This is a genomic window from Arachnia propionica (genome assembly GCF_003859805.1).
Lineage (GTDB): Bacteria > Actinomycetota > Actinomycetes > Propionibacteriales > Propionibacteriaceae > Arachnia > Arachnia propionica_C.
The window spans coordinates 154089-166447 of sequence record NZ_RQZG01000004.1 but is presented as its reverse complement, the minus strand read 5'-3'; the positions used below and the strand labels follow the sequence as shown (position 1 = coordinate 166447).

At 67.7% G+C, this 12359-nt stretch carries 10 protein-coding genes; 9 read left to right on the top strand and 1 reads right to left on the bottom strand.

What is annotated here, in order from left to right; translation table 11 throughout:
* Positions 1-60: 60 nt before the first annotated feature.
* Positions 61-1488, bottom strand: coding sequence for an MFS transporter (locus EII34_RS05050; protein ID WP_221620203.1), 1428 nt, complete (start codon positions 1486-1488; stop codon positions 61-63).
* A gap of 191 nt (positions 1489-1679) precedes the next feature.
* On the opposite strand from EII34_RS05050, the gene uidA reads away from it, so the two are divergent.
* The 9 genes from uidA to EII34_RS05005 all read left to right on the top strand — a co-directional run bounded on the left by uidA (position 1680) and on the right by EII34_RS05005 (position 12345).
* Complete coding sequence (gene uidA, locus EII34_RS05045; RefSeq protein WP_124843576.1) at positions 1680-3440, top strand: beta-glucuronidase; 1761 nt, start codon at positions 1680-1682, stop codon at positions 3438-3440.
* A gap of 8 nt (positions 3441-3448) precedes the next feature.
* A complete protein-coding gene (gene larE / locus EII34_RS05040; protein WP_221620202.1) occupies positions 3449-4279 on the top strand; it encodes an ATP-dependent sacrificial sulfur transferase LarE in 831 nt (276 codons plus the stop codon).
* 5 nt (positions 4280-4284) lie between these two features.
* Positions 4285-4947, top strand: coding sequence for a nickel pincer cofactor biosynthesis protein LarB (gene larB / locus EII34_RS05035; RefSeq protein ID WP_124843572.1), 663 nt, complete (start codon positions 4285-4287; stop codon positions 4945-4947).
* A complete protein-coding gene (gene larC / locus EII34_RS05030) occupies positions 4947-6272 on the top strand; it encodes a nickel pincer cofactor biosynthesis protein LarC (protein WP_124843570.1) in 1326 nt (441 codons plus the stop codon). The genes larB and larC overlap by 1 nt, the downstream gene beginning before the upstream one ends.
* Complete coding sequence (locus EII34_RS05025) at positions 6265-7308, top strand: LacI family DNA-binding transcriptional regulator (protein ID WP_124843568.1); 1044 nt, start codon at positions 6265-6267, stop codon at positions 7306-7308. Before larC ends, EII34_RS05025 begins: the two co-directional genes overlap by 8 nt.
* The gene (gene uxaC / locus EII34_RS05020) at positions 7305-8747 is read left to right on the top strand and encodes a glucuronate isomerase (RefSeq protein ID WP_124843566.1); all 1443 of its coding nucleotides are present in this window, start codon (positions 7305-7307) and stop codon (positions 8745-8747) included. Before EII34_RS05025 ends, uxaC begins: the two co-directional genes overlap by 4 nt.
* Positions 8744-10141 carry a mannitol dehydrogenase family protein gene (locus EII34_RS05015; protein WP_124843564.1) on the top strand — a complete coding sequence of 466 codons (1398 nt, stop codon included), beginning with the start codon at positions 8744-8746 and terminating at the stop codon, positions 10139-10141. The genes uxaC and EII34_RS05015 overlap by 4 nt, the downstream gene beginning before the upstream one ends.
* Before the next feature lie 87 nt (positions 10142-10228).
* The gene (locus EII34_RS05010) at positions 10229-10927 is read left to right on the top strand and encodes an ABC transporter ATP-binding protein (RefSeq protein ID WP_185711185.1); all 699 of its coding nucleotides are present in this window, start codon (positions 10229-10231) and stop codon (positions 10925-10927) included.
* Complete coding sequence (locus EII34_RS05005) at positions 10924-12345, top strand: FtsX-like permease family protein (RefSeq protein WP_124843562.1); 1422 nt, start codon at positions 10924-10926, stop codon at positions 12343-12345. Before EII34_RS05010 ends, EII34_RS05005 begins: the two co-directional genes overlap by 4 nt.
* Positions 12346-12359: the final 14 nt, after the last annotated feature.

The window sequence follows — 12359 nt, the reverse complement described above, 5'->3', positions numbered from 1 at the left end:
CTCCCGGCACACATGGTGTAGCCCGCCCCGGAGCCGGGGCGGGCCACACAGCGGTCCGGATCAGGCCTTGGCGGCACGACGCTCCCGCAGGGTCCTGGTGTTCTCCTCGACCACGGACTTCTTCAGCGGGTAGAGCAACAACAGGGCTGCCCCGACCAGCAGGCACCCGACACCGGGGACGAGGTTGGCCAGCATGTAGATCCCCTCGTTGACCTCCGGCGTCTGGGCCATCCCCTGCTTCGCGGCCTGCGCGTCGAAGCCGATGAGTCCGAGCGACCATCCGGTGAGACCGCCGGCCAGTGCCTGACCGAGCTTGCGTGCCCAGGAGTAGATCGCATAGACGGTCCCGTCGTCACGGGAGCCGCTGCGGACCTCCTGGAAGTCGATCACATCGGTGATGAAGGCCCACACCAGGTAGTTGAACACCGAGATGGCGAACATCCCGACGGCATAGACGACGATCCACCACACCGGGTTCTGGATCTTGATGAAGAAGGCCAGCACGAACAGGGCCCCGGCACCGAACATCGCGACCATCCCGGTCTCGGCCTTGCCGAACCGCCTGGACAGCATCGGTGCGAGCACGATCAGCAGCAACGCCGGGGCGATGCCCGCGATCGAGGCGGGAGAGGACAGTTTGCCGTCCCCGAAGTAGTTGAGGAACAGGTAGCTGACCATCTGGCCCAGGAAGAGCATCGACAGCAGCAGGAGCATGGCTGCGACGATGAGCCCCAGCAACGCACGGTTGGTGAAGACCGCGCGCAGCATCGTCGCGATCCCGGGGCTGGTCCCGTCCTTGCCCGAGCCGGAGGGGACGCGCTCCTCGACCAGCCGATAGCACAGGGCGTAGCATCCGACCGCGAGGACCGCGCACACGGCGGCCGCGATGCTCATCCGAGGCCCGGACAGGACGGAGACCCCAGCCTCGTTCGTGGTGTAGACCAGCAGGGGAAGCGCCCCCATGATGATGAGCTGCGCAAGGGTGGCACCGGTGGAACGGAACACCGACAACTCTGCGCGGTGGTCGGGATTGTCGGAGACCACCGAGGCCATCGAACCGTAGGGGATGTTGACCGCGGTGTAGCACACCGACCCCCACAACATGTAGGTGGCGCACATCCACACCAACTTCGCGGTGTAGGAGTCGAAGTCGGCGACGAAGGCCATGTACATCAGCGCAGAGGCAACCGCCACCGGGATGGCGATGAACTTGATCCACCGCTTGAACTTCGCCCCGCCGGCCTTGACCGGTAGGCGATCGACGAGGATTCCCATGCCGACATCAGTGAAGCCGTCGAGCACCCGTGCCGTCAGCAGCAGGAGCCCGACGTGGCCGGGATTGATCCCGACGACGTTGGTGTAGAAGAGCATGAAGAACGCCGACTGCAGGATGAAGGTGAAATCGTTGCCGAAATCACCGAACATGTACCCGATCTTGTCGCGCATTCCGAAGGGGCGTCTGGTGGTCCCCGACGTGGTGGGTGTCATCTGTGGTTCCTCTCGCGGCTGCCGCAGCGTCGCGGCGTGGTGCCCACCCTCCCACCCCGGCGACTCGGATCCCCTGACTTGCCGAATGTTGCCGCGCTCCCCGGACCAGGCCGGCAACAAATGGCAATCTGGCGGGGTGGATCGCCGGACTTGATCCAATGAAAACAGCCCACCGGACCCGAAGGAGTGCCATGCTGTTCCCCCGTACCTCTCCGTCTCGAACCGTGACCCCACTGGACGGCGTGTGGGAGTTCCAACTCGACGCGGATGGTCGCGAGGCCGGTTGGGCCGGGAATCCCCTGCCCGAGCCGCGACCGATGCCCGTCCCCTCCTCGTACAACGACGTGACGGTCTCGCCTCACGTCCACGACCACGTCGGGGAGGTCTGGTACCAGCGTCGCGTCCAGGCTCCCCGGCTCCATGACGGGGACCGACTGCACCTCTGGTTCGGGGCCGCCACCCATGCCGCGACGGTGTGGGTCAACGGCCAGGAGGTCGCACGGCACGTCGGCGGATACCTGCCCTTCGAGGCCGACATCACCGACCACGTGGTCCCGGGAGAATCCTTCCTGCTCACGGTCGCCGTGGACAACCGGCTGTCCTGGCAGAGCATTCCTCCCGGCTACCTCGAGGTTGAGGAGTCCGGAATCCACCAACGCTACTTCCACGACTTCTACAACTACGCGGGCCTGCACCGCGGCGTGAAACTCATCACCCGCCCGGCCGTCGCCGTCAGTGACGTCACGATCACCACTGAGCTGGATGGCACCGTCAACTATCGGGTGGTCGCCGACGGTGCCCGGCAGATCGGGGTCAGGATCCTCGACGCACAGCAGCAGGTCGTGGCCCGGGCCGAGGGGGCCGAGGGGCGTGTGAAGATCCCGGAGGTCACCTTGTGGGAGCCCGGCCGGGGCTACCTGTACACCCTCGAGGTCATCGCCGATGACGACCTCTACCCCCAACCCTTCGGGGTCCGTACCGTCGAGGTGAGGGACTCCCAGTTCCTCATCAACGGCCGCCCGTTCCACTTCAAGGGCTACGGCAGGCACGAGGACAACCTCGTGCGGGGCAAGGGCCACGACGACGTGATGATGGTCCACGACTTCGAGCTGATGCGCTGGCAGGGGGCCAACTCGTTCCGCACCTCCCACTACCCGTACGCCGATGAGGTCATGGACTTCGCGGACCAGCAGGGCATCGTCGTCATCGACGAGACCGCCGCCGTCGGCCTCAACATCGGCATCAGCGGAGGCATCTTCGGCAGCCCGAACCAACCGACCGTGACCTTCAGCCAGGACACGATCAACGCCGAGACCCAGCGGGTCCACGAGGCCCACATCCGGGAACTGATTGCGCGAGACAAGAACCACCCCAGCGTGGTGCTGTGGTCCATCGCCAATGAGCCGGAGTCCCACACGGATGCCTCACGCAGCTACTTCGAGCCCCTCGCGGCCGCTGCCCGGGAGGCGGACCCGAGCCGACCCGTCGGCTATGTCAACGTCATGATCTCCACCCCGGACAAGGAGCGCATCATCGACCTGTTCGACGTCGTGATGCTCAACCGCTACTACGGCTGGTACTGGCAGAACAACGACCTCGTCCTGGCCGAGTCCCTCCTGCGACAGGAGATCCAGGGGTGGATCAGCCTGTGTCCCGGCAAACCGGTCATCTTCACCGAGTACGGTCCGGACACCCTCGCCGGGATGCGTGACCTCCAGGCGCGTCCCTGGTCGGAGGACTACCAGGAGAAGTTCTTCGACATGTATCACCGGGTCTTCGACGAGTTCCCGGAGGTGGTCGGAGAGCAGACGTGGAACTTCGCGGACTTCCAGACCATCCCTGGCATCATGCGTGTGGGAGGCAATCGCAAGGGCATGTTCACCCGGGACAGGACCCCGAAGGCCGCCGCGTACAAGGTGCGCGAACGCTGGCTCGGTGGGCAAAACGGATGAGCACTCCCTTGACCTCTGAGCAACGCCGATGGGTGCACGACGTCGAGCAGGCCCTGCCCCACGGCAGGATCGGCGTGGCCTACTCCGGCGGCGTGGACTCGAGTGTCCTGGCCACCGTCATCGCACGGCTTCGGGGTGCCGATGCCGTGCTCCTGCTGCTGGCGGTCTCCCCGTCCCTGGCACGACGTGAACACACCCTCGCCGTGCGGCAGGCCCGCCATCTCGGGCTCGAGCTGGTGGAGCTGGCGACGCAGGAGGTCACGGATCCCCGCTACGCCCGAAACGACCTGGACCGTTGCTACCACTGCAAGAACACCCTGTTCGTGGACATCGGGAACCGCCTGGCGGAGTTCGGGATCCAGGCCGTGGCCTACGGGGAGAACGCCGACGACCTGGCCCGCCCGGACCGCCCCGGCCGTCGGGCCGCGATCGAACACGCCGTCTGCCACCCCTTGGCGGATGCCGGCCTGACCAAGGCCCAGATCCGGGAACTGGGACGCGCTCTCGGGGTACCGAGCGCCGACAAACCCGCATCACCCTGCCTGGCGAGCCGGATCCCCCACGGCGACCCAGTGACCCCCGAGAAGCTCGCCCAGATCGACCACGCCGAGGATGCGGTGCTCACCGCCGGTTTCACCGATTGTCGGGTTCGACACCACGGGGAGACCGCACGCATCGAGGTCCCCGAGGGAGAACTCCACCGTCTCGCCGACCCACAGGTGCGAAGCTCCGTGCTCCGCTCCGTGCGGGAGGTCGGGTTCACCCATGTCACCGTGGATCTGGCCGGGATCCGCTCCGGGGTGTTCACGCTCCAGCTGCAGTCAGGGGGAACACCGTGACCCACATGCCCAATCTGGACTTCGACCGGTTCGAGCGTCGAGGCTTTCCCGAGGCAGTGCTGTGCAGTGGCAAGTCCGTGGCACAACTCCGGCAGATCGCCACCCTCTGGCGGGAGCGTGCGGCAACCGAAGAGCTCGGTCCGCTGCTGTTCACCCGGGTCGAGGAGGAACAGGCCGCCGGGATCGCGGACATCCTTCCCGAGGCGGCTCATCATCTCGATGCCCGCATGGTCGTGTGGCCACCCGCCCCACCCCCGCCCACCGGTGGGCAGGTCCTCGTGGTGTGTGCCGGCACCTCCGACCTGCCGGTCGCCCGGGAGGCGGCCCTGACCGCCTCCCACCTGGGAAGACCGGTGCAGGAGATCTCCGATGTCGGAGTGGCTGGTCTGCACCGCATCCTGGCCCACCGTGGGGCGCTGGAGGAGGCCACGGTCATCATCGTCGTCGCGGGCATGGACGGGGCACTGGTCCCCGTGGTGGCAGGACTGAGCCGGTGCCCCGTCGTCGCGGTTCCCACCTCCGTCGGCTACGGTGCCACGTTCTCCGGGGTCGCTGCCCTCCTGGCGATGCTCAGCTCCTGCGCCCCCGGGGTGGGGGTGGTCAACATCGACAACGGCTACGGTGCCGGTCACCTGGCGGCTCAGATCGCCGCGGACAGGAAGTCCTGATGCACGACCACCTGACCACCCTGCCCACGGCGGACGGACAGCAGGTGCCCCGAGGAGAGGCGATCCTTCCGGGCGTCATCCGACCATCGCCGACACCTCAGCGACTGCTGTGGCTGGACACCTCCCAGGGAGCCTCCGGGGACATGCTGCTCGCTGCCCTGCTGGGCGCCGGGGCCGACGCCGGCAGCGTCGCTGCGGTTCTCGAGCTCGTCGCCCCGGGACGGCTCCGTCTCCAACGACGGCAACTCCGACGGGGCCCCTTCACCGCCTGCAAGGTCGACGTGCTGGCGGACGAGCCCCATCCTCCGGTACGACACCTGGGTGACGTCCTGGAGCTTCTCGAGGATTCCGCGATCCCTGGGACGACCCGCGAGACGGCCACGCTGGCCTTCACCCTGCTGGCGGAGGCCGAGGCGAAGGTGCACGGGGTCACCGTCGAGGAGGTCCACTTCCACGAGGTCGGCGCCCTCGACTCGATCGGTGACATCGTCGCCGTGTGCGAGGCGGTGCGCACCCTCGGGGTCATTCGTGCCACGTCCTCGGTCACGGCCCTGGGGGCCGGAACGGTCCGCACCCAGCACGGGGTGATGAGCGTGCCTCCGCCGGCCGTGCTGGAACTCGCGACCGGATGGCTGGTCGACGCCGGTGGCCCTGCCGAGGTCGGTGAGCTGTGCACCCCCACCGGGATGGCCCTGATCCGGGCACTGTGTTCCGGGGTCACGGACCTGCCCCCGATGCGCGTCGATGCCACCGGGGTCGGCGCGGGCAGCAGGGAACGGACCGATCGGGCAGGAGTGCTGAGAGCTGTCCTCGGAACACCCCTGCGGGACGTGCACCTGATGGACGAGGTGCAGGAGATCGCCGCCAACGTGGATGACCTCGACCCCAGGCTGTGGCCGGGGGTGCTCGAGACACTTCTCGGTGCAGGCGCACTCGACGCCTGGCTGGTGCCCATCGTGATGAAGAAGGGCCGCCCCGCCCACACACTGTGCGTCCTCGCCCATCCCCGCGACGTCGACGATCTCACCCGGGCGATGCTCGAGCACACCAGCACCCTGGGAGTGCGCATCAGCCCCCCGCAGCAGCGTCGGCTGCTGCGTCGTGATTTCCGCCGGATCCAGGTCGAGGGACTCGACGTGCAGGTGAAGATCGCCGGGGACGGGCACCTGATCCGACACGCCACCATCGAGTTCAAGGATGTCGAACGGCTGGCCGAGCTGACCGGTTGGTCGCAGCGCATCGCCCTGGCCACCGCGCAACGACAGGCACAGCGGGCAGGGCTCCGGCCGGGGGAGCACTGGCCCGAGGAGGTCGACCATGACTGACGACCCCGAGGGGTCACGCCGCAAGCGGGTCACCATCTACGACATCGCCAGGGCTGCGGGAGTCGCCCCGTCAACCGTGTCCCGGACCTTCGCCCGTCCCGGTCGGGTCAACCAGGACACGGCGGAGCACGTTCGGCGGGTGGCCGACGAACTCGGCTACCGCGCCAAGGCGGTCAGGACCGGGGAACCGGGCACGGCGACACAGGTGCTGGGGATGTCCATCGCCGATGCGGCGAACCCGGTCTTCGCACACGTGCTCCGCGGCTTCGAGGCTGAGGCGGAGCTGTACGGCTTCGCCGTCATCGCGATCGACACCCGGGAGAGCGCTGAGATCGAGAGGGAGCACATCACCCGGATCTCACCCTTCGTCGATGGCCTGTCCCTCGCCGCGTCACGACTCAGTGACCAGGCGATCCTGCAACTGGCCAAGGTGCGTCCCGTGGTCTCGATCAACCGGATCGTCTCAGGGTTGACGAGCGTGGTCGCCGACACCGGTCGTGGCATGCGACGTGTCGTGGAACACCTGGCCTCGCTGGGACACGTCAGCTTCGCCTACCTCTCCGGCCCACCTGCCTCCTGGGCTGACGGGATGCGTTGGCGGGCCATCTCGGAGGCCTGCCATGAGCTGCAGCTGAGCATCCGGAGGGTCAAGGCGTACCCTCCCACCCTGGAAGGTGGGGTGGCGGCCCACAACGACTGGGAGTCCAGTCCGACCACGGCGGTCATCGCCTACAACGACCTCATGGCGATCGGCTTCATGCACGCTGCCCAACGATCGGGGTGGAACATCCCCGCTGACGTCTCCGTGGTCGGCATCGACAACTCCATCTCCTCGGTCATCACCACACCGAAGCTGAGCAGTGTGGCTCCCCTGCTGCACGATCTGGGCTCCCGCGCGGCCCGGGCCCTGGTCAATCAACTCCGTCACCGTTCCTCCTCACGGGCGGAACGGATCGTCGTCCCCATGCATGCCCATTTCAGGGACAGCATCGCCCCTGCTGGAACGAGAACCACGAGACGGAAGGCCCAAAGATGACCCCTGCCACCCTGTCCATCCATCCCGATCGGCTCCTCCCCGCCGACCCGACCACCCGTGCCGTGGCACGCGAGCTCTACGCAGCGGTCAAGGACCTGCCGATCATCTCCCCGCACGGCCACGTCCCCGTGGAATGGCTGTCCGAGGACCGACCGTTCCAGGATCCGACATCGTTGCTGCTCACCCCGGACCACTACACCAACAGGCTGCTCCACGGCATCGCCGGCATCGAGCTGTCGCAGCTCGGGGTCCCGGTCGGGACACCACTGTCGCCCACCCGGGCCCGCGAGGCGTTCCGGCAGTTCTGCACCCACTGGCCGATCTTCCGCGGCACCCAGGTCGCCTACTGGTTCGCGTCGCAGTTCGTCGAGGTCTTCGGCATCACGGCTGTCCCGAGCGCCGAGACCGCAGACCTGATCTACGACCACATCGCCGCCTGTCTGGAGCGCCCGGAGTACCGTCCTCGCGCCCTCTACGAAAGGTTCAACATCGAGGCCCTGGCCACCACCGACGATCCGTGTGATGACCTTCATGGACACGACCGGTTGGCTGATGACCCGTCGTGGACCTCGCGGGTGATGCCGACCTTCCGTCCTGACCGCTACCTGGAGCCGGCCCGCGCCGACTGGGTGCAGCTCACCCAACGGCTGGGTGAGAGCGCCGGGATCGAGATCACCGGCTACGCCGAGCACCTGGAGGCGATGCGTCGACGTCGGCAGTACTTCCGGGAGCACGGCGCCGTCTCCTCGGATCATTCACACCGCGACGCCCGTTGCGAGAGACTCGACGAGGGAACCGCCGAGATCTTGTTCCGCCGTGCCCTCGGCGGTGTCATCACCACCGATGAGGCCGATGCGCTGCGACGCCACATGGTCAATGACCAGGCTCGCCTGGCCGTCGAGGACGGGCTCGTGATGACCCTCCATCCTGCGGTGTTCCGCAATCACGACACGGCGACACTCGAGCGCTACGGAGCCGATGTCGGCGGGGATGTCCCCATCGCCGTCGAGTTCGCGAATGCGCTGCACCCCATCCTGGACACCTACGGCAATGCTGACGGTTTCCACCTCGTGGTGTTCACCATGGACGAGACCGTGTTCTCCCGTGAACTCGCCCCCCTGGCGGGCTGGTACCGGGGGTTGTTCATCGGAGCACCCTGGTGGTTCATCGATGAGAACGACGCGATGATGCGCCATCGCCGTGCCGTCACGGGATACGGCAGCCTCCGCAAGGGATCCGGATTCATCGACGACACCCGCGCGTTCTGTTCCATCCCCGCCAGGCACGACGCGGCACGTCGTGTCGACTGCGCCTTCCTGGCGGGCCTGGTGACCGAGCACCGTCTGGAGGAGGCAGAGGCCCTGGAGACCGCCATCGACCTCGTGACCACCCAACCCCGACACGTCTTCAAACTGGACCAGCAAGGAGAACTCCCATGACTGAACTCACCCGTGACACCCATGGCCGACCGGCCGGACCCATCCGCATGGTCCACCTCGGTCTCGGGAACTTCACCCGTGCCCATCAGGCCTGGTACACCGAGCACGCCTCGGATCGTGACCGGTGGGGCATCGCCGCCTTCACAGGCCGTCGCCCCACCGTCGCGGAGTGGCTGACCCCGCAGGACGGGCTCTACACACTCATCACGAAACGGGCCGACGGGGACGGCTTCGAGGTGATCTCCTCGATCTCACGGGTCCATCCGGCGGACGACCTGGAGGCCCTGGTGCGGTACCTGGCCGACCCCGACGTGACGGTGGTGACCTCGACGGTGACGGAGGCCGGGTACTGGCGTCGCCCGGATGGAGGACTCGATGTCTCCGCCGTCCCGGTGGCCACGGACCTGGAGGTGCTGGCCACGGCTCTCACGGGAGGTGTTGATCCGGCCCGGCTGGGTTCCCTGACGCTCGGGACCGCACCGGTTCGGCTCCTGGCCGGACTCGTGGCACGTGCCACCGCGGATGCCGGTGCCATCACGATCCTGCCCTGCGACAACCTGCCGGACAACGGGCCGTCGTTCGCCCGTGTGGTCACCGATGCCGCGGCCGTTGCGGCACCGGATGTACTGCCCTGGCTGGCGGAGAACGTCAGCTGGGCGACCTGCATGGTGGATCGGATCACCCCTGCCACCACGGATGCGGAGATCACTGCCGTGCAGACCACGCAGGGATACCTGGACCGTGCACCGGTGCCGACCGAGCCGTTCAGTGAATGGGTGATCTCCGGTGATTTCCCTGCCGGTCGCCCGGACTGGGAGTCGGCTGGGGCGATGATCGTCGACGACGTCGAGCCCTATGAGCAACGCAAACTGTGGCTGCTCAATGGTTCCCACACCCTGCTCGCCTACACGGGTCCGCTGCTCGGGGTGACCACCGTCGCGGAGGCGATCGCTCACCCCCGGCTGCGGGATCTGGTCCACAGCTGGTGGGAAGAGGCCGCACCGGGACTTCGGGTTCCCCACGAGGAGTACACCAGGGCTCTGGTCTCCCGGTACGAGAACCCCAACATCCGGCATCTGCTGGCCCAGATCGCTGCCGACGGATCTCAGAAGCTCCCGGTGCGGATCATGCCGACGGTGCGTGCCTGGCGGGAGCGGGGACAGCTTCCCCGGGCCGCTGTGACGGCACTCGCCGCGTGGCTGCTGCATCTGCGAGGCCACGGTGCCCCGCTGAAGGACAGCGCGGAGCCAGAGGTGCGGGCCTTGGTGGGTGGTTCCTTCGTCGAGGACGCCGCCCGGGTGCTCGGCTGGTTGGCCCCCGATCTGCGGAACGACCGGGAGCTCGTCGAGACGATCGCCCACACCGCCGAGGCCCTGGTCGCTGACCAGCCCTGACCATGCGATGGAGGGTAGTGCTGGCACTACCCCGGTTCGGGTGCCTGCGCTGTGTTGTGTCGAATGGCTCCGGGGTGGAATGGAGACATGATGAATTCAGCCATACTGACCACGCACGACATCACCAAGAGCTACGGCTCGGTCCAGGCTCTGGCCGGGGTCTCGCTCACCATCCCCGCCGGACAGAGCGTGGCCATCATGGGCCCCTCCGGGTCCGGCAAGTCGACACTGCTGCACTGCCTGTCCGGGGTGCTCACCCCGGAGGCCGGGACGGTCACCTTCGACGGGCGCGACCTGACCCGGCTCTCCGACACGGAACGCTCGCACCTGCGTCTCACCGAGTTCGGCTTCGTGTTCCAGGACGGCCAGCTCATCCCTGAACTCCCGGCCAGGGAGAACATCGCCCTGCCGCTGCTGCTGACCGGGACCCGCCGCCCGGCCGCGCTGCGTCGGGCCGACGAGTTGCTGGAGCGTCTGGGTCTGCCGAATCTGGCGCGCCGACGCCCACCGGAGATGTCCGGAGGTCAGGCGCAGCGTGTCGCCATCGCCCGGGCGCTCGCAGGAAACCCGAAGGTCATCTTCGCCGACGAGCCGAGTGGCGCCCTCGACCAGGCCACCGGCCATGGGATGATGCAGCTGCTGACCACCGTCACCGCCCAGTCCGGGGCCTCGCTGGTGATGGTCACCCACGACTCCACCGTCGCCCGCTGGTGCTCCCGGTTGGTGGAGATCCGCGACGGCCTGATCCACGCCGACCGGATGCTCGATGTGGAGGTGGCGCGATGAGTGCCGTCACCGGTCTCGGTTCCCTGACCATGCAGCTCACCCGGGGACGGTTCGCCTCCCGACAGGGTGAGACCCTGCTCTACTTCGCCTCGATCCTGGCCTGTGCGGTCTCCTCCGTGCTGGCGCTCACCGTCCTCGGCGGCACCGTGATGCTGCACGGCCGCTGGGTCGCACCGCCCCCGTTGCTGGCCGAGGCCCGGGCCATCGCCCCTGACCTCGAGACCATCCTCATGGTCTACTTCGTCCTGGGGGTGGTGGCCATGGCCCTGCTGCTGCCCGCGATGGTCTCGCTGTCGGCCTCGGCCGCCGTGCTGGGGGCCCGGGGCCGCGAACAGCGACTGTCGGCGCTGCGGTTGCTGGGGCTGAGCTCCGGCGACATCACCCGGATGTCGCTGCTCGACTCCCTGATCCAGTCGGTGATCGGTACCGCGTGCGGGCTGGTCCTGTACCTGGCGACGGTACCCCTGTGGGCGGGTGCGGAGCTCCAGGGCGTGGCCCTGACCGACACCGATCTCTTCCTGCCGTGGTGGATGGCGGCCGCGGTGTGTCTGGCGAACGTGGCCATCGCGCTGCTCGCCACCTGGTGGGGTCTGCGTCAGGTGCGCATCTCCCCGCTCGGTGTGGCCCGACAGGCCGCGAAGCCGAAGGTCACCTGGTTGCGTGCCGTCGTCTTCGTCATCGTCATCGTCGGTCTGCGGTTCGGGCTGCAGCACGTCAAGCTCGGCCGCGACCTCTGGGGTTTCCTGCTGGTGGCCGGGGCCTGCCTGATGGTGGTGACGGTGTTCAACCTGGCCGGTCCATGGGTGCTGCAGACCTTGGCCAGGGGCTATGCGATGCTGCCCGGCACCTCGGTGCTGTTGGCCTCCCGGCGCATCCAGGCCGATGCCCGCGCCACGTGGCGGCAGGTCGGCGGGCTCGGCTTCCTGGCCCTGATCGGCGGGTACATCGCCACCATGCCCATCGAGGTGAACGTCGACACCACGGGAGCCGAGCTGAACTTCGCCGATGCCACCCGGTGGGACTTCACCAAGGGGGTGATCGTGATGCTCACCGCGGGACTGATCCTCACGGCGACGTCGGTGCTCATCTCCCAGGCCTCCGAGGTGTTCGAGCGGGCCGAGCTGAGTCGTGCCCTGCATCGCATCGGCGCCCCGGCCTCCCTCCACACCCGCGTGATGTGGGTCCAGAACCTCGGCCCGCTGGTGGTGGTCCTCGGCGTCGGTTACCTGCTGGGCTTCGGCATGGCCTACCCGGTGATGCATCTGGCCAACAGCTTGGGGCTCGAGTCGGATCTGAGCAGCAACTGGGTGATGATCGGGGTGCTGGCCGGCGGCTTCCTGTTGGCCATGCTCAGCCTGGTGGCCGTCCAGCCCCTGCAGCGTCAGGTGTTGGGGACGCAGCGCCGTCGCAACGACTGATCCCCAACCGGACA

Excerpts from the sequence above, each read along its gene's own strand:
- EII34_RS05050 (WP_221620203.1), bottom strand. The coding sequence starts at position 1,488 with ATGACACCCACCACGTCGGGGACCACCAGACGCCCCTTCGGAATGCGC.
- uidA (WP_124843576.1), top strand. The coding sequence starts at position 1,680 with ATGCTGTTCCCCCGTACCTCTCCGTCTCGAACCGTGACCCCACTGGAC.
- larB (WP_124843572.1), top strand. The coding sequence starts at position 4,285 with ATGCCCAATCTGGACTTCGACCGGTTCGAGCGTCGAGGCTTTCCCGAG.
- larC (WP_124843570.1), top strand. The coding sequence starts at position 4,947 with ATGCACGACCACCTGACCACCCTGCCCACGGCGGACGGACAGCAGGTG.
- EII34_RS05025 (WP_124843568.1), top strand. The coding sequence starts at position 6,265 with ATGACTGACGACCCCGAGGGGTCACGCCGCAAGCGGGTCACCATCTAC.
- uxaC (WP_124843566.1), top strand. The coding sequence starts at position 7,305 with ATGACCCCTGCCACCCTGTCCATCCATCCCGATCGGCTCCTCCCCGCC.
- EII34_RS05015 (WP_124843564.1), top strand. The coding sequence starts at position 8,744 with ATGACTGAACTCACCCGTGACACCCATGGCCGACCGGCCGGACCCATC.
- EII34_RS05010 (WP_185711185.1), top strand. The coding sequence starts at position 10,229 with ATGATGAATTCAGCCATACTGACCACGCACGACATCACCAAGAGCTAC.
- EII34_RS05005 (WP_124843562.1), top strand. The coding sequence starts at position 10,924 with ATGAGTGCCGTCACCGGTCTCGGTTCCCTGACCATGCAGCTCACCCGG.